Source organism: Lysobacter panacisoli, assembly GCF_009765165.1.
GTDB lineage: Bacteria > Pseudomonadota > Gammaproteobacteria > Xanthomonadales > Xanthomonadaceae > Lysobacter_J > Lysobacter_J panacisoli.
Genome location: NZ_VLNU01000001.1, coordinates 2,499,447 through 2,521,560 on the forward strand (window position 1 = coordinate 2,499,447; position 22,114 = coordinate 2,521,560).

A 22,114-nucleotide genomic window follows, 5' to 3' on the forward strand; every position below is an offset into this window, starting at 1 on the left:
CAGGGCGCTGGGCGTGCGGAAAACCCCGGGTGCGCTGCGCTTACCCGGGCTACACGCGCAGGGTGTTTACCGGGAACCCAGGTCCAGCCCGCGTAGCCCGGGTAAGGCCGCAGGCCGCACCCGGGACACCTTACCGCTGCCGGCAAGCCCCGGGTGCGCTTCGCTTACCCGGCTACGCGGGCTCCAGCCGGGCATGAGCGGGGTGAAGTCGCATGCCACCCCGCGTGATTGGGACTTTCCCCAGCAAATAGGATTCGTCCTATTCGATGACGGATTCGAGAGGCCGATCATGGCCTTCATTGATCCTTTGTCGCAGAAGCAGTGACGCAATTGCACGCGTAACGCACCGGCTCTCCCGAAGAGCCCCCCGCGAAACCCCGTGCAGGGCCAAGGGCCCCTCCGACCAACCAGACACGTTCCGACGCGCGACCCGGTCGCAGCGCGGGCGTCAGCCGTTTCCGATTTCCAGCCTCAGGACGTAACTCAGATGAACAAGATCTACCGCATCGTATGGAGCCAGGCCCTTCGCACTTGGGTCGTGGTCAGCGAGCTGACCGCAGCGCGGGGCAAGAGCGCTAGTGGGCGCCGAGTCGCTGGAGGCGCGCTCGCGCTCGTGCTGAGCTCGGCGCTGCTGCAGGCGCACGCGGTTACGGTGATCCCGGATACGCCGTCCGGCGTCACGCCGTTCACGCTCTCGCCGACCGCGGACAACACCTACCTTCTTGGCGCCGGCACCAGCTATGTCGACACGGCGGGCAACGGCATCGTCGCGCCGACCGGCACCGCGTGGACCTTCACCAACAACGGCACGATCGGAGGCTCTGCGATCGGTCTACTGGTCCAGGGATCGAACTCCAACATCTTCAACAACGGCATCGTCAACAGCGGGACGAGCGGCATATCGCTTTCCGGCGCTGCCAACACCACGGTCACCCTCGGCACGGGCTCGCAGTTCAACCCCGCGGGCGGTACCGCCCTCCTTACTACTGGAAACACCAACCGTCTGGTGCTGACGGGCACGGGCAGCGAGAACGATAACTTCGGCGGAACGCTCAATTCCGGTTGGGCCAGCCTCAACTCGACGGCCGGCAGCGTCTGGACGTTGGGTGGCAATGTCACCACGGCGACTGGCGGCGCGGGCCAGGTCCAGGTCTCCGGCGATCTCACCTTGAACGGTGCGGTCCAGGGAAATGGTGGATCCGCTGTGACGACCACCGTGAACAACGGCGGCACGCTGCGCCTGGGCAGTGGTGGTACGACTGGCAGCGTCAACGGCAGCATCGCCAACAACGGCAGCCTGATCGTCAATCGCGACGGCAATCTCACCCTCGGCGTGATCACAGGCACCGGCACGCTGGAGAAGGCGGGCAGCGGCACGACGACGCTTTCGGCCGGCACGAACTACTCGGGCGCGACGACGGTATCGGGCGGTACGCTCAACGTGAGCTTCGTCGATGCGCTGCGCAACAGCAGTTCGGTGCATGTGGCCGCGGGCGCGACGCTGCAAGGTGCCCCGGCGGTGAGTGGTATTTTCAGCACGGTCAACAATCTGTCCGGTGATGCAGGCTCGCAGGTGGTCGGCTTCGATTCACTCAATCTGGTCAACGATCGCGATACCACGTTTGCCGGTTCGGTCACGTCCGGCGGAGTGACTGTCGGCACCGTGCAGAAGCTCGGCAGCGGCACGCTCACGCTCACGAGCAACAGCCCGCAACTGTGGCGGGCCGCGAACGTACTTGGGGGGACGCTCGAAGTCGCCGACGGCGGCCAGCTCAAAACGGGTGCCGGTGGCGTGAACATCAAGAATGCGACCGGCGATGCGACGATGCGGGTCCGGGATGGCGGTAGCCTTTCCACCACCGGCGTGTACGTCGATCGAGGACAGCTGCAGGTGCTGCAGGGCGGTGCGACGACCGCGACAGCGCTCCGGGTTGGCAGTGCGATGGGCGACAGCGGTAGCATTACCGTCGCCGATGGCGGAAGGCTCAGCATGACCAGTCCGTTGTTCGATGGACGCATCGGCGTCTCGGGCACCGGCACGCTTGATGTGCAACGCGGCGGCGTCGTCGAGACGATTGGTTCCGTGAATGTGGGCCTGAACGCCGGCAGCTCCGGCACCGCGACCATCGACGGCGCGGGCAGCACCTGGACGAGCGCGGGACAGACCACCATCGGCAACAGTGGCACCGGCTTCGTCACCGTCGATCACGACGCGACGATGCAGGCCAGCCGCGTGGTGCTGGGCAACAACGCCGGCAGCGTCGGTTCGCTCGGTCTGCTCAACGGCGGCACGCTGACCACCGGGCAGGTGGCGGCCGGTGCGGGCACGGCCAGCTTCGCGATGGACGACGGTGTGCTGCGTGCTTCGGCCGCGAGCACCGACTTCATCAGCGGTCTCGTCAACGGCGTCAACCTGCTGTCCGGCGGTGGCACCATCGACAGCAACGGTTTCGATGTGGCGTCTTCGTCGTCGGTGACGGGCGTGGGTGCGCTCGACAAGGCCGGCGCGGGCACGCTGACGCTCAATGCCGCCAGCGATTACAGCGGCGGCAGCAACGTGCACGCCGGCACGCTGGCGATCACGCGCAGCGATGCGCTTGGCTCCGGCACCGCGACCGTCGACAGTGGTGCGACGCTGGCCGTCGCGCCGACGACTGCGGGCGATTTCACCTTCAACAATGCGCTGGCCGGCAGCGGCCTGTTCACCGTGGGCCTTGTCGATACGACCAACGCGTTCGCGTTCTCCGACGCGAGCGGTGGCTTCGCCGGCACCGCGCAGCTGGGCAACAGCCGCTTCGATTTGTCCGGCACCAACACCGCGGCGCTGGCGAATGCCACGCTGCAGCTCGATGCCGGCAACACCACCACCGTCGGCACCGGTACGCAGACCATCGGCGGCTTGAACCTCAACGGCGGTCGCGTCGTCTTCCCGGGCGTGCGTGTTCCGGGCAGTGCCTCGGCCGACGCTTCGATCGCGGTGGGCGACCTCGCGCTCAACGGCGGCGAGATCGCGCTCGACCTTGCCAGCAGCGGCCTGGTCAACCATCCGACGCCGAGCGGCGATGCCAATCTGCTGTCCCAGGACGACGACGTGCAGTTGCAACTGATCGCAGCGAACGGCGCGGTCACCGGCAGCGGCAGCAACCTCGCCTTCATCGATGCGACCACGCAGCAGCCGATCAGCAACGCGTTGCAGACGAATGTCATCGAAGGCGGCAACGTCGTCGCCGTCGCCGACCACGATTTCATCTTCAACACCGTCGATGCTGCCGGCCAGCAGGGCCTGTTCGTGGGCTACGGCCTGCGCCAGCTCAATGTGCAGGACGGTCAGACGCTCACGCTCGCTCCCGATGCCGGCGCGACCGGTCTGGACACCGATCTTGCGGCGAAGGTGACGGGCACGGGCCACCTGGCCATCGATGCCGGCGCCAACCTCGTCAGCCTGTCCAATTCGGCCAACGACTACACGGGCGAGACGCACGTGCAGACGGGCACGCTGCGCATGGACAACGACCACGTGCTCGGCGCGACCTCGCTGCTCGATGTCGCGACCGGTGCCAGCGCCGATCTGAACGGCCACAGCCAGACCGTCGGCAAGCTGGTCACGCAGGCCGGCAGCCATCTGCAACTCGATGGTGCGCTGACCATCAGCGATGCGCAGCGCACCAGCGGCGATCCGCTCGGTGGCACCATCGAGGCGAACACGCTGGCCGGTAGCGGCACGCTCACGCTCGATCCGAGCATCGTCGAAGTGAATGGCGCCAATGCCGCGTACACCGGCAACGTCGACGTGATCGACGGCTCGCAGCTGATCCTCAACGATGTGCAGGGCGTGGGCGACACGGGCACGATCACGCTCGCGGCCGGCGGCGATCGCCTCACGCTCGGCAACGTGACGGCCGCGCCGGGCACGAGCCCCAATGGCACGCTCGCCAAGCAGCTCGCGGGTGCGGGCACGGTGGCACTGCGCGACAGCGCCAACGTCACGCTGAGCGGCGACAACAGTGCGTTTGCAGGCGATTTCGACATCGCCTCCGGCACCACGCTGGCGGCATCGCAGCCGACGCACCTGGGCAGCGCGACGATCGCCAACGCCGGCACGATGAACCTCACTGCCGACAGCGACTGGTCGCTGGACAACACGGTCACCGGCGACGGCACGCTGGTGAAGCTCGGTGGCGCGACGCTGAGCGTCGATCAGGCACTGGCCGGCTTCACCGGCCCGACGCAGGTGGATGCCGGCACGTTGCAGCTCGCCGCGAACGGCGCGATGGCCGGCGATGCGCGCATCGCCAGCGGCGCACAGCTGACGGCGCTCGACGGCGCATTCGTCCACGGCACCGTCGACAACGCGGGCACGCTGACGGCGAATGCCGGCAACGCGACCGTCGGTGCGTTGAACAACGCCGGTCTCGTGCGACTGGGCGGCGCGAGCGTCGGCAACACGCTCACCGTCGCGGGCAACTACACGGGGCAGGGCGGCACGGTGCAGATCAACACGGTGCTCGACGGCGACAACTCGCTGACCGACCGGCTGATCGTGCAGGGCGATACCGCTGGCAGCAGCAAGCTGCACGTCGATGCCGTGTCCGGCACCGGTGCGTACAGCAACGCCGACGGCATCCAGGTGGTGCGCGTCGACGGCCAGTCCAACGGTACGTTCGGCCTCGACGGTCGCGTGGTCGCCGGTGCGTTCGAGTACGACCTGTACCACGGCGGCAAGGCCGATCCGAACGATGGCGACTGGTACCTGCGTTCGGATGCGCCGGTAGTCGTCACTCCGCCGGATACGTCTGGCACGCCGGGCACGCCGGATTCGGGCGGCACGCCGGGTACGGGTGGCACACCGGCGCCGCTCGGACCGCAGCGTCTGCGTCCGGAAGTGGGTGCCTACCTCGGCAACCAGTACATGGCGGGCACGATGCTCAAGCAGACCCTGCGCGACCGCGCCGGTGAGCTGGCGTTCGTCGAAGGTCGCCAGGACGGCGGCTTCGCCGGCTGGGCGCGCGTGCAGCGCGACGAGATGCAGTCCGGCGTGAGCCGCAATGGCGTGAAGCAGCTCGATGTGCGCGGCGACAGCAGTGTCGTGCAGGTCGGCGCGGAGACGGTGCGCCACCCGGGCGAAGGTCGCCTGCACGTCGGTCTCATGGGCAGCCACGGCGAGGCGGACACGCATTCGCAGTCCGACGTCTCGGGTCGCCAGACCGAAGGCCGCGTCAGTGGTAACGCGATCGGTGCCTATGGGACGTGGTTCGCCAAGGCGAACAGCGCGCCGGGCGAGTCGACCGGCCTGTACGTGGACGGTTGGGCGCAGTTCGGCCGCTTCGACAACAAGGTGCACGGCGAAGGCCTGCCGACCGAGTCTTACAACGCCGACAGCTGGAGCGCCTCGCTCGAAGCCGGCTACGGTCTGGCCGTGCATCGCGGCGAGCACAGCACGGTCTACCTGGAGCCGCAGGTGCAGGCGATCTACAGCGACTATTCCGCTGACGATCACGTCGAAGCCAATCTCACCCGCGTCGATGGCACGGACTCGAACGGCCTCACCACACGCGTCGGCGCGCGGCTGTACGGTCGCACGGATGCAGGCGCCGGCAAGCGCGTGCAGCCGTTCGTGGAAGCGAACTGGTGGCACAACGGCTACCACGACGGCGTGGCCTTCGACGGCGTGCGTACCAGCCTAGATCGTTCGAGCAACGTCTACGAGATCAAGGCCGGCGCCGAGGCGGACCTGGGTTCCAAGTGGACGGGTTGGTTCAACCTCGGCGTGCAGCAGGGCAGCGACGACGACCGTGGCGTGACCGGCATGCTGGGTATCCGCAAGGGCTGGTAATCCCCACGCGGCGAGCCGCCCGGACAACTCCGGGCGGCTCCGACGTAAGGGGCTTAAGGAGCAGCCGCATCCGCGCGCTGCAGCGGCGGCGCCTTCCATTGTCCGTCGATCGCTTCCGGCTTCGGCCAGTAGATGCGCATGGCCGCGAAGAACGGGCCTTTCGGCGCGGGAAGCCAGTTGGCTTCCTTGTCCTTGCCGGGCGATTCGTGCTGCAGGTAGAGCGTGATCCCGCCGTCGGGATCCTTCTTCAGATTCGGCAGCATCGGCGAATTGATCAGATAGCGATTCAACGCGTTCGCGCTGAGCAGGCTGGCTGGCAGTTCGTACATCGTGACCGACCAGAACGCGTTCGCCGGAGGCAGTTGGCCAGGCGCGAAACGCAGCGTGTATCGGCCCGTCGTTCCATCCAGCTTCGCGCCCGTCGAATCGGTGAAGTACACCGGATAGACCGCTTCTTCCTTCGAGTTGCCATAGATGCCGAGTACCGCGCCGGTCATGCGCCGCAGGTAGTTGTTCTGCAGGTACTGGCGCGTGCCGAAGGCATCGGCGCTGCTCTCCTTGCCGGTATCGATCGCCGTCGCCTTGTGCTCGGCGAAAGCTTTCCAGGCGTCGGCCATGCCGTCCTCGATGGCCTTGCGCTGGTCGGGTGGCAGCGACGCGACATCGAACGGCTTGCCCGCGCCGACGCCGATCTTCGCGAACCGCGCCATCAGCTCCGTCTCGCTGGGATCGGTGGGGCAGAACTGCAGCAGGAAGTTGAGGACGCGGAAGAACTCCGGCGAGGTCTTCTGCTGTTCAGGCGTCAGCGGCGCGATGAAGTCTATGGGCGGCGCGGCCGGCGGCGCCGGCGTGCCGAGGAACTTCGACAGCGGCTGCACCTTGTAGCCGGCCTGGATCTTCTTCACGTTGACGATGTCGGCGGCGTTGAACAGCTGGGTACGGAACAGCACGAACACCAGTTGCGTTTCCGAACGGATCACATCCTTGATGCCCTGCGGCTTCTCACCCTTCCAGTCGGGCCCGGCAAGCAGGAAGTTGGCGGCCTCGTTGCCAGTCGCGCGGCTGCCGACGTAGGCGAAGTTGTGCGTGTACATGTCGATGAACTGAGCCGAGTAGTAGCGTCCCTTCTCGACGGCTGGCACCGAGAGCACCAGCGGTTCGGCGCGCAGGTCCGCACCGAGCTGCGAGTACGGCGTATCGGAATTGGGCGTCTGGATCGCCTTGTCCTGCGGCGTGTAGACGCGCGCGGTGTTGTGGATTTCGTTCCACACACCCTTGTACTCGGGATTCTTCGCGTCGACGAAGTACGAGTACTGGATGCGATAGCTGTCGACCATCGGGAAGCCGTAGATGTACGCCTCTTTGGCGATCGCCCGGGCATCGTCGGCGGCCGGTGTCGATGCAGGCGGCGTGACCGGCGGAGCGGCGGCATCGGGCGTGGCCTTCTGGCATCCGGTCATCGCACTCGCCAGAACGAGCAGGAAGGCGAGGAGGTGTGGATCGCGGTTGCACTGCACGCGTGCTTGCATGGCGGTCACCGGGTCGTTGGGCGATCAGGTGCGATAGCACATTCCCGCGAGCGCGAAGGGGCCGTGAAGGCGCTGGCGGTGGTGTCGCCGCGATACGATGGCGGGATGGACTCCGTCGAACGGCTCATCGCTTCGTTGCAGTTGTCGCCGCATCCCGAAGGCGGGCATTACCGCCGCATCTTTGAATCGGATGTGCAGGTGCAGGGAAACGGCATCGCGCGCCCCGCGCTCACCGCCATCCACTACCTGCTTGCGCGCGGCGAACGCAGCCGCTCGCATCGCGTGGATGCGGACGAAGCGTGGCACTGGCAGGACGGCGGCGCGCTGGCGCTGCAGGAATTCGACGCGGAGACCGGCGCGCTTTCGTCGGTGACGCTGGATGGTGCCGCGCGCGGTGGCGTCGCGATGCACGTGGTGCGCGCCGGCCGCTGGCAATCCGCACGACCGCTTGACGACTGGACACTGGTCGCGTGCACGGTGTCGCCGGGGTTCGTCTGGGAAGGCTTCGAACTCCTGGCAGGGGACAGCGAGGTGGCGCGGGCGCTACTTTCCCGTGGCGGTGCCGTGGACTGACGCGGGAACTCCGCCTCTTCGCGCTGGTCGTAGTCTTCGCTCGTTTGCCCAGGGAGTGGTCATGCGTTCCGGATTCGTCGTCATGCTGTCCGTGGTTCTTTACATCGCGCCGCACGCCGTGCGTGCGCAGCAGGCGGCCTTGCCGCCCATCCGCGACATGGAAACGCTGGTCGTCAGTGGCGTGCAGCCCGGGCCCGGCATGTGGAAAGTGCACCGCGGCGAGCACACGCTGTGGGTGCTCGGTACGGTGTCGCCGTTGCCCAAGCGCATCGAGTGGGAATCGCGCGACGTCGAGAAAGTGATCGAGCAGGCACAGGAGGTGATCGAGCCTCCGGGCGTGCGCATCGACGCGGACATCGGCTTCTTCGGCCGGCTCGCGCTGGCGCCGAAGGCGTTCGGCGCGCGCAAGAATCCCGACGGCCAGACGCTGCAGCAGATCGTGCCGCCCGATCTCTACGCGCGCTGGCTGGCGCTCAAGCTGCGCTACATCGGCAACGATCGCGACGTGGAGTACTACCGTCCGATCTTCGCGGCGATGACGCTGTACCAGGAGGCCATCGAGGACATCGGCCTGCGCCAGGGCGGCGTGGTGTGGCCGGTGGTCGAACGCATGGCCAAGCGCCATGACGTGCCGCGCACGTCGACGATGGTCACCGTGATGATCGAGGATCCGAAGGTCGCGCTGAACGAGTTCCGCGCGAGCCGGCTCGAAGACCTCGACTGCTTTTCCAAGACGATGCAGCGGCTGGAGTCGGATCTGGACACCATGCGCGATCGCGCCAACGCGTGGGCGATCGGCGATCTCGAAGCCTTGAAGGCGTTGCCCTACACCGACCAGAACGAAGCCTGCCTGCGCGCGGCGGCGCAGGCCGGCGTGCTGCGCAAGCGCACGGGGGACATCGAAGCGCAGGTCGCGGAGCGCTGGCTGGAGGCGGCGGAGACGGCGCTCGCGAAGAATCGCGTGACGTTCGCGGCGATGCCGATGCGCGAGTTGATCAAGCCCGACGGCTACATCGCCAAGCTGCGCGCGAAGGGCTACGTGGTCGAGGAACCGCAGCCCGCGGTCGCGCCGTAGCGCGCCGCGGAGACAGGCATCAGCCCGCGGCGCTTATCGCGACGTTCGGACGGCCGAGGTCCGGCCAGCGCGTGAGCACCGCCGCGCGGATGCCCGCGGCGTCGAGTCCGGATTCGGACAGCAGCTGTTCGCGGCTGGCGTGATGCTGGAATTCGTCCGGCAGGCCCAGGTGCAGGACCGGCAGCACGATGCCCTCGGCGGACAGCAGTTCCGCCACGCCCGAACCCGCGCCGCCGGCGACGACGTTGTCCTCGATCGTGACGAAGCCCGCGTGGGTGCGCGCGAGTTCCAGGATCAGCGCACGGTCGAGCGGCTTCACGAAGCGCATGTTGACCACGGTCAGGCCGAGTTCCGTGGCGACCGCTTCGGCCGCCGCGGTGACCGAACCGAACGCCAGCAGCGCCAGGTTCGCGCCGGTGCGTCGCACCTGCGCCTTGCCGATCGGTAGCGTGTCGAGCGCCTCCTGCACGGCCACGCCCGGACCGGTGCCACGCGGATAACGCACCGCGGCCGGACCGGTGTGGTGATAGCCGGTGCTGAGCATCTGCCGGCATTCGTTCTCGTCGGCCGGCGCCATCACCACCATGTTCGGCACGCAGCGCAGGTAGCTCAGGTCGAGGTTGCCCGCGTGCGTCGCACCGTCGGGGCCGACCACGCCGCCGCGATCGATCGCGAACAGCACGTCGAGGTGCTGGATCGCCACATCGTGCACGAGCTGGTCGTAGCCGCGCTGCAGGAACGTGGAGTAGATCGCCACGACCGGCTTGGCGCCTTCGCACGCCATGCCCGCGGCGAGCGTGACCGCGTGCTGCTCGGCGATGGCGACGTCGAAATAGCGCTGCGGGTATTCCTTGCTGAAGCGCACCAGGCCGGAACCTTCGCGCATCGCGGGCGTGATGCCCAGCAGCTTCGGTTCGACCGCGGCCATGTCGCACAGCCATTCGCCGAACACGTCGGTGTAGGTCGGCTTCTTCGCGCCGGGCTTGCTCACCAGTCCCTTCTCGGGATCGAACGGACCCACCGCGTGGTAGCCGATCTGGTCGCCTTCGGCGAGCTCGTAGCCCTTGCCCTTGGTGGTGATGATGTGGAGCAACTGCGGACCCTTCAGGGTCTTGAGCGTCTTCAGCGCGGACAGCAGGGCAGGGAGGTCGTGGCCGTCGATGGGGCCGGTGTAGTGGAAGCCCATTTCCTCGAACAGCGTGGACGGCACGAACATGCCCTTCCAGTGTTCTTCCCAGCGCTTGACGAACTTCGCCGCCGGCTTGTTCTTGTCGCCGAGCAGCCGCTTGCCGCCTTCGCGGATCGCGTTGAGCGTGCGGCTGCCGGTGAGCCGGCCGAGCATCTGGGTCAGGCCGCCGACGTTCTCCGAGATCGACATCTGGTTGTCGTTGAGGATCACCAGCAGGTTCGGCTCCGGATCCATGCCGCCGCCGTGGTTCAGCGCCTCGAACGCCATGCCGGCGGTCATCGCGCCGTCGCCGATCACGGCCACGACCTTGCGGTCGTCGCCCATCTGCTGCAGCGCGATCGCCATGCCCAGCGCGGCCGAGATCGAGGTGGACGAATGGCCCACGCCGAAGGTGTCGTACTCGCTTTCCTCGCGCTTCGGGAACGGCGCCACACCGTCCTTCTGCTTCACCGTGTGGATGATGTCGCGGCGGCCGGTGAGGATCTTGTGCGGATAGGTCTGGTGACCGACGTCCCACACGAGGCGGTCGACCGGCGTCTCGAACAGCCAGTGCAGGGCGACGGTGAGTTCGATCACGCCCAGGCCCGCGCCGAAGTGGCCGCCGACCAGCGCGACCTGTTCGATCAGGTACGCGCGCAGTTCGTCGGCAATGGCGGACAGTTCCTCTTCGGGGAACTGGCGAAGGTCCGCAGGGACCTGGATTCGGGACAGACGCGGATAGCGTTGCGGGTCGATCATCACGACGGGGTCAGACGGCAAGTTCGCCATTGTCCCGCCGTCGTCCGGGGCGGGCAAGGCACGGCCCCGGACGGGTTCAGCTGCGGCGATCGGATCGCCGCCAAGACGGCGTGAAGATCAGCGGCCGCGCAGGCGTCCGAACAGGCCGCTGCCGGCCTTGCCGGGATCGACGGGCTCGGGTTCGCGCTCCGGCTCGGCGAAGCCGGTGGCGAGGTTGGCGTTGATGAAGTCGGCGACTTCGGCGGCGGTGACGCCGCTGGCTTCGGCGATCTCCGGCAACAGCGACGGGCCCTTCATCATCACGGTCGCGATGCGGAAGTGCTTGGGGTATTCGCGCTCGGTCTGCGGCCACTTGATCATCAGGTAGCGGCGCTGCGGATCGTGCTCGGCAGCGAGCACGCCCTTGCCGGCCAGCAGGTTGCCGAACCACACCAGGCGCGACAGCGGCATCGCGGCGCCCAGGCGCGCGCTCTCCGTGGCCCACGTGGCGGCGTCCACCGGGGCGAACTCGACAGAATCGAGGCGGCCTTCGAAATGACGCGCCAGCGGCTTCAGCGCGGCCGGGCCGTGGTAGACGCGCTGTTCCAGATCGATCAGCAGGCCTTCTTCGACGCCACGCAGGCGCACGCGACCGCGGAGGCGATCGTTGGCGAGCCAGTCGAGCAGCGAGCCGCTGGTGATGGTGGGTGCAGGCGCAGCGGGTGCTTCGACCGGCGCTTCGGCGACGACGGGCGCGACCGGAGCCGGTGCTTCGACCGCGGGCGCGGCGGCGACCGGCACAGCGGGCTTGGCTTCGACAACGACGGCCGGTTCCACCGGCGCGGGCGGCGCGACGGGCGCGGCGGCAACGGGGGCAGGTGCGACCGGAGCCGGTGCGGGAGCGGGCGTCGGCGCAGGTGCGGCGGCGACTTCCTCGACGGCGACGCCGGCCTGCTCGGCGATCTCGCGCAGCAGGTTGCCCACGGAGTTGGCATCGAACGGCTGGCCGAGGCGGAAATCGGCCTGCGTGCGCTGGGCAGCGGTCAGCGCCACCACGCTCTTGCCGGCCGCGTGCAGGCGCAGCCAGCTCATCGGACCGTACATGCTGTCCATGTCGACGATGATGTAGTCGGCGTCGGCATCCGACATCAGCTCCCAGCGGCTGCCGAGTCGGCCGTTGGCGGCCTGGAAGGCTGCCTGGAGCGCGGATTCCGTCGCCGGATCCATGCCGGTCAGACCGAGGGTGAGGCGCATTGTCGGTTCCGTGGTTTGCAATGGTTGGCGAGTGTTGCGGACGCCTTTACGGTCGTCAACGCGCGCAACGCGTCGCAAACGAGCGTTCTTGGTCAGCTCCCGGCCACCCCAAAGAATGAATGCGGCAAAGCGCGATGGGCGTCACGGGCCGCGCTCAGGCGGGCAGGCGCGCGTTCTTCGGCAGCTGGCTGCGGAGGAAGGCCATCTGGTCGGCGAGGATGTTGCGGTTCGACAGGATCAGATGTTCGACCCAGCTCGGCCGGTACGGGACCGCGAGCAGCGGCATGCTGGCCTGCTGCGGGGTGCGGTTGCCCTTGCGGGAATTGCAGTGGAAGCACGCGGCGACCACGTTCTCCCAGATGTCGCGACCGCCCTTGGACACCGGCATGACATGGTCGCGGGTGAGATGCGGACGGCTGAAGTCGTGACCGCAGTACATGCACAGGTAACCGTCGCGCGCGAACAGCGCGGCGTTGGTCAGGGCCGGGGTGGGATCGAGCGCGTGCGCACGCGCGTGGCTGCGCGCGGCAACGATCGGATGCAGCTCGATCATGCTGCGCTGGCCACTGTGCCTGCTGATGCCGCCGTGCACCTGCAGGCATGGATCGCCCAGTGTCCAGGCGACCGCACCGCGCACATAGAGACAAGTCGCGTCCTGCCAGCTCATCCAGTCGAGCACGCGTCCATGTGCGTCCAGCGAGAGCAGGCGCACCGAGTTCAGACGGTCGAGGGATGGTCGCGGGACGAAGGAGGGGCGGACCGGATCCAGATTGGCTCCGGGTCGGACCAAGCGTAGCGTCGCTCTGTCGGTCTCCATCGGAAACCAGCTTATACGCCATTGTTTACGTTCTGTGTACATGAGGCCCGCGGATCACACTATCCGCGGGCTCTCGTCGCCTCATCCAGCGTCGGTTGCGAGCTCGGGCAGACCCGCGATGCCACTGTCGATGGCTGCCGCATGCGCAAGCGTACGCGGCAGGATGCGCGCGAAATAGAAGCGCGCGGTATCGCGCTTGTCGTCCTTGAACGACTGCGGATGCGCCGAGGCATTGGCGGTGGCGACGCTGCGCGCCCACCAGTACGCCAGCACGACATAGCCGGAATACATCAGGTAGTCGTAGGACGCCGCGCCGACCTCGTCGGGATTCGCCGCCGCACGCTTGCCGGTCTGCAAGGTGATCTGCTGCCACTGCGCGGTCTTCTCGCGCAGCGGGGCGATGAACTCGGCCAGTGCCGCATCGTTCGCATGCTCATTGCAGAAGCGATCCACCTGCGCGAGGAACACCTTCAGCCCCGCGCCCTGCATCGCCATGATCTTGCGGCCGAGCAGGTCCAGCGCCTGGATGCCGGTGGTGCCTTCGTACAGCGTGGTGATGCGCGCATCGCGTGCGAGCTGTTCCATGCCGTGCTCCGCGATGTAGCCGTGACCACCGAAGCACTGCAGCGCGTTGTACGTGCACTCCACGCCCCATTCGGTCAGGCAGGCCTTGACGATCGGGGTGAGGAAACCGACCAGCGCGTCGGCGTGCTCGCGCTCGGCGGCGTCGTGCGAGTGATGCGCGATGTCGACCTGCAATGCCGCGTCATAACCCATCACGCGACCGCCTTCGACCAGCGCCTTGCAGGTCAGCAGCATGCGGCGCACGTCGGGATGGACGATGATCGGGTCGGCCGGCTTCTCCGGGAACTTCGCGCCCGTGAGCGCACGCATCTGCAAGCGCTCGCGCGAATAACGCAGCGCGTTCTGCAGGGCGCGATCGGACAGGCCCAGGCCCTGCAGGCCGACGGCGAGGCGCGCGGTGTTCATCATGGTGAACATCGCCATCAAGCCCTTGTGCGGCTTGCCGACCAGATAGCCCTGCGCGCCGTCGAAGTTCATCACGCACGTCGCCGAGCCGTGGATGCCCATCTTGTGTTCGAGGCTGCCGCAACGCACCGCGTTGCGTTCGCCGATCGAACCGTCCTGCGCCACGCGCTCGCGCGGCACCACGAACAGCGAGATGCCCTTGCTGCCGGCAGGTGCGTCGGGCAGGCGTGCGAGGACGAGATGCACGATGTTGTCGGTGAAGTCGTGCTCGCCGGCGGTGATGAAGATCTTGGTGCCGGTGATCGAATAGCTGCCGTCGTCGTTGGGCTCGGCGCGGGTCTTGAGCAGGCCCAGGTCGGTGCCGCAATGCGGCTCGGTCAGGCACATCGTGCCGGTCCAGCGACCTTCGACCAGCGGCTTGAGGAAGGCTTCGCGCTGCCACGCTTCGCCGTGGTGGAGCAGGGCTTCGGTGGCGCCGTGCGAGAGCAGCGGGAAGTTGCCCCAGGCGAGGTTGGCCGCGTCGATCATTTCCTTCAGCGGCACGCCCGCCGCGTGCGGCAGGCCCTGGCCGCCGAACTCCGTCGGCGAGGTCAGGCCGGCCCAGCCACCATCGACGAACTGTTCGTAGGCCTGCTTGAAACCGGCCGGCGTGGTGACGCGGCCGGTGGCCTGGTCGAGCTTGCAGCCTTCGCGGTCGCCGACCGCGTTGAGCGGGGCGAGCACGGTTTCGGTGAAACGCGCGGCCTCGTCGAGCACGGCGTCGAGCACGTCCCGCGTCGCGTCGCTGAAGCGCAGGCGCTGGAAATGGCCTTCCGCGCCGAGCACGTCGAAGAGCGCGAAGCGCATGTCGGTCAGAGGGGCCTTGTAGGTGCTCATGGGTCGTTCTCGCGGGTCGTGTCGGGTGGTGGCGGCCAGTCAAGCAAACGATTGTTTGGATTTCTGGCCAGTCGAAAAATACCGGTGCTTCGGTCCGGATGTCACGTGGCAGCCGCTGTCAGCGCAGGACGCCGGGCAATCCCGGCGCGGGGCTCAGCACGCTGTTGCGCTCGATGTCGAAGGCGCGCTGCTTGCCCTCGTCGGGGGTCGCGTCGACGCGGCCACGCAGGGTGTAGGGGACGCTGCGACCGGAGGCCAGTGCATCGGCGGCGGCGATCTTCCCGGCTGCCTGTGGCGCCAGGGTCACGGTGATCACATCGGCGGACTCGGGGCCGATCGACAAGCCCGGCTGGGCGCGCAGCTGGCCGGCGTCGCCCTGCTGGGCCACCGTCAGGTGCAGGTCGATCGCGTCGAAGCGCATCGGGATGCTGCTGAAGTTCTCGATGCGCAGTTCGATCGACCACTGGCCGTCGGCACGCACGGTGAGCTGCTGGATCCGGGCGGAGGGCTCGGACACACGACGGGCCGGACCGCTGGAGCATCCGGCCAGCCAGAGCACGACCAGCGCCAGTGCGGACCAACGCGCCCAATGCCTCGCCTTCATGCCGGACTCCATCGTGATGGGACGGCGAGGATACTACGGCGCATGGCGGCGCCGGAGGGCGCGACGGATCAGGTGGCCGCGGGTGCGACCGCCTGCGCGATCAGCGCCAGCGCCGCGACGGCGGTCCACACCGCCACCTGGCGCAGTGCGGCGCGCTTGGCGCGGGAGCGCCGCGAAAGGCGACCGTATCCGTGAAGTTGGGGTTCGGCGTGGGCCGAAGCGTGCTCGCTGGCGTCTGGCAATGCCATCGCGTGGTCCGTCCGGGAACTGCACTGCATGGAGATGGAGGAAAGCGCCCCGGCCCAGCTGTTCACCCGCTCACGGTGACGGCCATCTTCCCTTGCAGAGCAGCGTCCTTGCTCGCGCATTGGCCGGGCTGCCGGGGCGGTGATCAGAATCCCTCCTGAACCCGGCGCAACACCATCGGGCAAGCGCGCGGAATGGGGTAGGAATTTTCTTACGCGCCCCGGAAGGGCTGGATTGCCGTGTGGCCTCGGCGGTGCTCGCCAGCTCCGACATCATCCTCACGTATGCGCGCGACGGGTCGCTCTACCACCGCCAGCAGCGCCACCGCCACGAGACGGAGCTCCTAGCTGCAGTCGGGACTTAGCGGCGGACTACGGCGGTCGGCATGACTCGCCCGGCATCCCACGCGACATCGATGAAGCGCTTGGGAAGGATGATCGTGTGATGGTTCCCGCCAGCACCAGCTGGCAGTTCTACACCAGGCGACCAGATCCGCTTCCAACGTCGAGGACGGCGGCCTGTACGTGCGGCACACGGCCACGTCCGGCGTAGCTCCAGACCGCCACTGTGCGGCGTCAACGACCGGCTGATCTGCCGTGGAAATGCGATGCTCATCACGCAAGTAGTTCCAGTCGTGACTTTGATATGTTCTTGCTGCCCTAAAGGGGGGCTAACGAAGGATCGTTATGCGGAAGATGCTCATAGCAGCGGGCGGGATGCTGATGGCAATGTCGTTCCAGGCGAGTGCCATCACCAAGGCTTGTTACGGATGCAATTCGGAACAAATGGCCGACCTCGCATACCACAGTACGAAAGAGATGCTTCAACAAGGTCCTCTTTACGTAGTCGATCTCCGGAATGGCGTGGTCCGGAAGTACATCTACATGAACAACTGGACCCCAGAGTGGAACCCAGAGTTCGACCCATTTGAAGAGTGGGCTGCTGAGGTAGGGGTCGAAGCGCACATCAGCGCAGCAGTATCGGAGGTCGGGGGATGGATGCGCGCCGCATCAGAAGAGGTGCTTCATATCCCGCCGAATGATCCCAGTTTGCCATCCGACATTTTTCAGGCAATTGCTGAGTCGCACTTCGATAGCCAAATTAACGGGTTCATCAACAACAACTCGACTGCTGACTATTGGAACGAGGCGTACGACCGTCTCGAACGCATTTCGGGTGACTACTTTAATCCTAGTGCGCTCCACATCTATGTTCGCGTCTACTTTTCTGATGGAACAAACGGTCTCTATCGGCGTGACAAGGTTACGAAAAAGTGGGAGCGCATCGAGGGTACAGAGCGTGATAGTCACGGCAACAAGATTCCACTCAGCAAGATCCAAGCAGTCGCTCAGGTGTATGTTTTCGAAACGGGCATGCGAGAACCTATTGGCGGAAATGCAAATGATGACCTGAACGACATGATGGAGCATCTCTCGAGAATGGGTGTGCCGATCATCGATGCGCGCGGTGGAGCCAGTACCGGCCGGACGGTAATGATCTGTTACGAAAATTACTGCTCTATCACCGTGATTCAATAAGTCGCCAGGCGTCCCGAGCGTACGCTCGGGACGTCATCTCGGAGCCGCTATGCGTGTACTAGTTCTGGGTCTTGCAATGCTTGCAATCTGCGCTTGCGGAAGGAAACCGCCTGACGGCGGGGTGGAGGACGTGGGCGAAAGTGGTCTGCCGAAGAATCGGGTTGGTGCGGATGTTGTCAGTGCTGCCGCCAAAGCTGCACCCGTGGGCTCGAACAGTGTTCCATTGCCTACGGGGCGTTCTCTGCGAGAGATCTCGAACTTGCTGACAAAGAGGTCCAAGGAGGGGGATGCGCGCGCTACGTGCCAACTCGCCTTGGAACTCGAGTTTTGTGCAGGGACAGAAAAACAAGCTGCATACCTCTCCGCTGTTGCCGAGAGAGTGCGCGCGTCCCAGCCAGGGCCTGCCACGTCGGCGGCCAAGAACGAGACACTTTCCACCATTTCTGAAATGGCTCAGCTTAGGGGCGAGTATTGCGAGGGGTTCGATAGCGTAGGGGCTGATGAAAGGGTAAAGCTGTGGCGCCAAGCCGCGAATCGCGGACACATAGCCTCAATGGTCCAATACGGCGCAGGCAGAGCATTCAACCCCAACGAAACATTAGCTGTTCTTGATGAGCTTAAGGCCTATAAGCAAGACGGCGTGGCTTTCATGATGAAGGCGGCTCGCAGCGGGAATTTGCAGGCCAACTTGCTGCTCGCGCGCGCTTATGCGCCGAGTCCCTCTGCGCCTGAGCGTACCCCCTTCCTACGGCAGGCAGTCGAGAAAAGCTCAAGTACTTCGGTGGCGTACTACAAAGTCGCTGAAGAACTTCTTGGGCAAGCAACTGATGCCCCCGTGACGAACCTTCAGCTACGCGCTGAGATGGCAAGCGTCACTCATGGAATGTCTGACACAGAACTCGCAAAGGCGGAGGAGGTGTACGCCTCACTGCACCGCGAACTTGAAGTTGTGAACCCAGCGGTCGTTTCGGTTAGGGGTCTAAGCGACTTGGACCCATATCGAGCCGTTCCGGGGGACGAGCTTTGCAGTCAAGACGAGTTCTTGCGGTAGGCCGAGTGCTGCAGTGGCTTGGCATTCTGGCGCGTAGGGGGGGGGGCTGGCCTATCTTCCACCGAGTGACCGAGGATGCCGGTTAAAGTCGAGTCGCATCACGTGGACATGGCTGGACGTACGATGCCGGCATGTGGCCCCATCTCGGAAGCGCCATCACCGACGCGCCGCGCACCTTCTACAAGCTGGACGGCGTCGAGGTCGCGCGCCCGTGGCAGACCGTGAGCGTGGACCGGCGCTGTTCGCGTCGTTGGACATTCACTTGCCGTACGAGCAGCGGCCGAGGTCACGGGCCTGCAGCGGGGTAGAAGGCCGACGGCGGGGCGTCGAACTGTGGGCGGAGCGTCACCGGGATCGCCTACAGCGCGAGGTCGCCGCCATCGAGGCGGCCAGGGACTATCTAAAGGAGTGCTTCCCTGTGTTTTTAAGCTAATACGGAAGTTCTTAGCTTTGGGGCTCCCAAAACAAAAGCCCTGCAAAGGCTGGAACCTTTGCAGGGCTTGGAATTTTGAATGGTGGCCGGGGAGGGAATCGAACCCCCGACACGGGGATTTTCAATCCCCTGCTCTACCAACTGAGCTACCCGGCCATTCCGCAACGGGCAGGCCGTGCGAGGAGCGGAATGATACGGGGGGGCGCCGGACATGGCAAGCAGGATGTGCGCTGAACGGCCTCGGGCGCTGCGGTGGCGGGTGGTTCCGGGCGGTCGCATGATGGCGTCGAGACTCGATGCCGCAGCCTTCGCGCTGCAGGGAGCTCCGATGAAAACCCCAATGAAATCCTTCGCGTTCGCCGCGCTGGTCGCCGTAGTGCTGGGCGCCTGTTCGACCGCGCGCATCAGCGATGCCGATCGCCTTGCGCTGTATCGCGCACACTCCGGCGCGCCCGTCGACAACTTCCAGTATTTCGGCCAGCTCGATGGCTGGACGCCGCTGGGCAATACCGCGCTGGCGGTATGGACGCGTCCCAGCGAGGTCTACCTGCTCGAATTGCAGGCCACCTGCCACGACCTCGACTTCGCCAATGCGATCACCGTGACCAACCAGTTCGGGCGCGTGTACTCGCGCTTCGACAAGGTCATCGTGCTCGGTCGCGGGACCAACAACATCCCGTGCTGGATACGCGAGATCCGCCCGGTCGACACCAAGGCGCTGCGGGCGGCGGAGAAGGAAAAGCGCGAGGCGCAGACGGCCGAACGCGGCAAGACGGCCTGATCAGCTCTCAGGCGGAACGTAGCCGGCGGGCTTCTCGGCATCGCCGCCGAACAGGAACTTCACCATCTCGCCTTCGAGGAAGGCGCGGTGCTGCGGGTTCATGGGAGAGAGACGGTTCTCGTTGATCAGCATGGTCTGGTGCGCGAGCCACGCCGCCCACGCCGCCTTGCCGATGTGCGCGAACACGCGCTTGCCCAGTTCGCCGGGCCAGGGCACGAAGTCGAGGCCTTCGGTGTCGCGCTTCTCGTATTCGCAATGGACGGTGCGGGGCATGGTCAGGTTTCCGTGCGGGTTTCCAGCAGTCTGCGGATCGGTGCGGGAATGCCGAGCGAACCCAGCTCCTCGCGCGCGACCCAGCGGAGTGCGTCATTATCGCCGATGCGCGCGCGCAATCGTGTGCCGTGCCAGCGCAGTGGCTGCAACTGCAGACGATAGTGGCTGAAGGCGTGGTCGATCGGCGACAGCGCCTCGGCCTTCGCGTAGTCGCCCGAGAGATGCCGCTCGAACCAGTCGCGCGCGAGCGGCTCGTCGTCGGCCTGCGGCAACGTCCACAGCGAGGCCCAGATGCCCGTCGGCGGACGACGCAGCATCAGGATGCGCCCCTGCGCGTCCTCGGCCCACAGCACGTGTGCGTATTTCTGTGGTGGCGTCTTGCCCGGCTTAGGCGTAGGCAGCTCGGCGACGCGACCGTCGACGCGCGCCACGCAATCGTCCTGCAGTGGGCACAGCACGCAGGACGGATCGCTGCGTGTGCACAACGTCGCGCCGAGGTCCATCTGTGCCTGCGTGTAGTCAGGCATGCGCGCGTCGGGAGCACCCGTGACATGCTGTTCGGCCAGCTGCCACAGGCGCTTCTCGATCGCGGGCAGGCCCGGATATCCGCTCACGCCGTGATAGCGGCTGAGCACGCGCTTCACGTTGCCATCGAGGATTGCATGGCGGTCGCCCCAGGCTTGCGACGCGATCGCCGCCGCGGTGCTGCGGCCCACGCCGGGCAGCGCGGTGAGCGCATCGAGGTCGCGCGGAAGCTCGCCACCGTGCAGTTCGACGCAACGAATCGCGGCGGCATGCAGGTTGCGCGCGCGAGCGTAGTAACCCAGGCCGGACCACAGCGCCAGCACGTCATCGAGCGGTGCTTGGGCGAGGTCGCGCAGCGTCGGCAGCGCCGCGACGAAACGTTCGAAGTACGGAGCGGCCGTCTTCACCTGCGTCTGCTGCAGCATGATCTCCGACAGCCACACGCGGTAAGGCGTGCGCGGATGCTGCCACGGAAGATCGTGGCGGCCGCTCACATCGAACCAGCGCAGCAGGCGCGTGGCGAAATCGTCATGCTTTCGGATCATGGGAGCGCGTCTTCGCTGAATTCCACTTCGACGCCTTCCAGTCGTGCGCCTGCGATCTCGATCATCGGAGACGACAGCCGTCCCTGCAACGGCGGCAGCGGAGTGCCGCGATCGAAATCGTCGATCCACGCCAGCATGTCGTCGATACGCAGGCGTCCATCGAAGCGTGTCGCATCGCGACGAAGTTCCAGCGCGATTGGATCGGACAGGTTCGCGCGGCCGCGATAGGCGAGCGCGAAGGGTAAAGGCGAGGTCGATTGCGACAGTGGTGCGGGCAGCTCGGGCCAAGCGCGCGGCCACGCCAGCAGCGCGCCGCGCAGGTCCAGTCGCAACGCGTCGCCGAACACCAGCGCGCCGGAGGACTCCAGGCTGGGCACCGGCCCACCGCCCCACACCACGGCGCCGAGCGGTGCAAGGCGCAGTTCGCCGTCGTGCACGCGCAGCCGGCCGGCCAGTCCCCAAGTGAAGGGCAGGGTGGTGTCGCCGCTGCGGTAGGTGGCGTTCGCGCCGATGCGCAGGCGGTCGAGTCCAAGGCCGTCATCGCCGTTGTGCAGACGGCCGGACAGTGTCGCCGTCATCGGCAGGGACCACGAATCGGATTGCACGGTCACGTTGCCGCGCACGCCGAGCCCCGCATCCGCTGCGGGTTTCGTCACTGCCGCGACCACGTCGAACGGTACGCGCACGGTTCCGCTGACGATGCGCCCACGCAGCGTCGCGTGCGCCGCGCGCTGCGGCGCGAGGGAAGGCAGATCGACGTCGATCGCTTCCACGTTCCAGCCATCGCCGATTACCCTTCCGCGCACGATGCGCAGGCCGTCGGTGAGCGTCGGAATGCGCGGCGGTTCGGACGGCGGACGTGTCGCCTGCCAGCGCTGCAAGGCAGCGAGATCGACTTCAGGCGCATCCAGTTCGATGCGGCGCACGGTCAGGTCGGCGCCGCGCGCGCGCAGCGTCGACCAAGGCAGTTCGAGGCGGATGCGTTCGGCGCGCAGCACCGGTGTCGTCGCGCCGGGCTGGCGCGCGACCACGTCGCGGATCGAAAGCATCGGTATGCCGCGCAGGCGGTATTCGCTGGCGCCGCTCGCGGTGATCTCCAGTCCCAGCGCGTTGCCGACCTGCGCGAGCACCAGCCCGGCCACGCGGCTCGGACGCGACACCCAGTGCAGCGCCAGCGCGAAAAGCGCGAGCGTGACGAGGAGCGCGACGAGCGCGATCCGGCGGCGGCGCGAAGGAAGGGCGGGTTCCGGCGCTGCCATGCGGAC

At 66.6% G+C, this 22,114-nt stretch carries 15 protein-coding genes and 1 tRNA gene; 5 read left to right on the forward strand and 11 right to left on the reverse strand.

Translation table 11 applies throughout. The features are described from left to right. The first annotated feature begins 487 nt into the window (after positions 1 to 487). A complete protein-coding gene (locus FOF45_RS11745) occupies positions 488 to 5,833 on the forward strand; it encodes an autotransporter outer membrane beta-barrel domain-containing protein (protein WP_158985074.1) in 5,346 nt (1,781 codons plus the stop codon). A gap of 53 nt (positions 5,834 to 5,886) precedes the next feature. On the opposite strand, the gene FOF45_RS11750 is transcribed toward FOF45_RS11745, so the two are convergent. Beyond that, positions 5,887 to 7,362, reverse strand: coding sequence for a DUF1254 domain-containing protein (locus FOF45_RS11750; protein ID WP_199244475.1), 1,476 nt, complete (start codon positions 7,360 to 7,362; stop codon positions 5,887 to 5,889). 105 nt (positions 7,363 to 7,467) lie between these two features. On the opposite strand from FOF45_RS11750, the gene FOF45_RS11755 reads away from it, so the two are divergent. After that, positions 7,468 to 7,935 (forward strand): cupin domain-containing protein, encoded by a 468-nt coding sequence (locus tag FOF45_RS11755; RefSeq protein WP_158985076.1) that lies wholly within the window; start codon positions 7,468 to 7,470, stop codon positions 7,933 to 7,935. A 61-nt stretch (positions 7,936 to 7,996) separates the two neighbouring features. After that, complete coding sequence (locus FOF45_RS11760; protein WP_158985078.1) at positions 7,997 to 9,010, forward strand: TraB/GumN family protein; 1,014 nt, start codon at positions 7,997 to 7,999, stop codon at positions 9,008 to 9,010. A gap of 19 nt (positions 9,011 to 9,029) precedes the next feature. On the opposite strand, the gene dxs is transcribed toward FOF45_RS11760, so the two are convergent. The 6 genes from dxs to FOF45_RS11790 form a co-directional block, all read right to left on the reverse strand. Then, complete coding sequence (dxs, locus tag FOF45_RS11765) at positions 9,030 to 10,937, reverse strand: 1-deoxy-D-xylulose-5-phosphate synthase (protein ID WP_158987473.1); 1,908 nt, start codon at positions 10,935 to 10,937, stop codon at positions 9,030 to 9,032. Between the two features lie 117 nt (positions 10,938 to 11,054). After that, positions 11,055 to 12,170 carry a hypothetical protein gene (locus FOF45_RS18170; protein ID WP_199244476.1) on the reverse strand — a complete coding sequence of 372 codons (1,116 nt, stop codon included), beginning with the start codon at positions 12,168 to 12,170 and terminating at the stop codon, positions 11,055 to 11,057. 154 nt (positions 12,171 to 12,324) lie between these two features. Beyond that, the gene (locus FOF45_RS11775; RefSeq protein ID WP_158985080.1) at positions 12,325 to 12,987 is read right to left on the reverse strand and encodes an HNH endonuclease; all 663 of its coding nucleotides are present in this window, start codon (positions 12,985 to 12,987) and stop codon (positions 12,325 to 12,327) included. Positions 12,988 to 13,068: 81 nt separating this feature from the next. Next, a complete protein-coding gene (locus tag FOF45_RS11780; RefSeq protein ID WP_158985082.1) occupies positions 13,069 to 14,853 on the reverse strand; it encodes an acyl-CoA dehydrogenase C-terminal domain-containing protein in 1,785 nt (594 codons plus the stop codon). A gap of 118 nt (positions 14,854 to 14,971) precedes the next feature. Then, a complete protein-coding gene (locus FOF45_RS11785) occupies positions 14,972 to 15,457 on the reverse strand; it encodes an LEA type 2 family protein (RefSeq protein WP_158985084.1) in 486 nt (161 codons plus the stop codon). Between the two features lie 68 nt (positions 15,458 to 15,525). Next, a complete protein-coding gene (locus FOF45_RS11790; protein ID WP_158985086.1) occupies positions 15,526 to 15,705 on the reverse strand; it encodes a hypothetical protein in 180 nt (59 codons plus the stop codon). A 684-nt stretch (positions 15,706 to 16,389) separates the two neighbouring features. Here FOF45_RS11790 and FOF45_RS11795 point away from each other — a divergent pair. Continuing rightward, positions 16,390 to 17,241, forward strand: coding sequence for a hypothetical protein (locus FOF45_RS11795; protein ID WP_158985088.1), 852 nt, complete (start codon positions 16,390 to 16,392; stop codon positions 17,239 to 17,241). Between the two features lie 1,564 nt (positions 17,242 to 18,805). Here FOF45_RS11795 and FOF45_RS11800 read toward each other — a convergent pair. Next, positions 18,806 to 18,881, reverse strand: a tRNA-Phe gene (locus FOF45_RS11800). Positions 18,882 to 19,065: 184 nt separating this feature from the next. On the opposite strand from FOF45_RS11800, the gene FOF45_RS11805 reads away from it, so the two are divergent. Further along, positions 19,066 to 19,506 carry a DUF6491 family protein gene (locus FOF45_RS11805; protein ID WP_158985090.1) on the forward strand — a complete coding sequence of 147 codons (441 nt, stop codon included), beginning with the start codon at positions 19,066 to 19,068 and terminating at the stop codon, positions 19,504 to 19,506. Here FOF45_RS11805 and FOF45_RS11810 read toward each other — a convergent pair whose 3' ends face one another. Genes FOF45_RS11810 through FOF45_RS11820 form a run of 3 tightly spaced genes read right to left on the reverse strand, consistent with a single transcriptional unit; the run spans position 19,507 to position 22,108 of the window. Continuing rightward, positions 19,507 to 19,779: an oxidative damage protection protein gene (locus tag FOF45_RS11810; RefSeq protein ID WP_158985092.1), complete on the reverse strand. Its 273-nt coding sequence runs from the start codon at positions 19,777 to 19,779 to the stop codon at positions 19,507 to 19,509. It lies immediately after the preceding gene. 2 nt (positions 19,780 to 19,781) lie between these two features. Then, positions 19,782 to 20,849 carry an A/G-specific adenine glycosylase gene (mutY, locus tag FOF45_RS11815; RefSeq protein WP_158985094.1) on the reverse strand — a complete coding sequence of 356 codons (1,068 nt, stop codon included), beginning with the start codon at positions 20,847 to 20,849 and terminating at the stop codon, positions 19,782 to 19,784. After that, positions 20,846 to 22,108: an AsmA family protein gene (locus FOF45_RS11820; protein WP_158985096.1), complete on the reverse strand. Its 1,263-nt coding sequence runs from the start codon at positions 22,106 to 22,108 to the stop codon at positions 20,846 to 20,848. Before FOF45_RS11820 ends, mutY begins: the two co-directional genes overlap by 4 nt. Between the last annotated feature and the right edge of the window lie 6 nt (positions 22,109 to 22,114).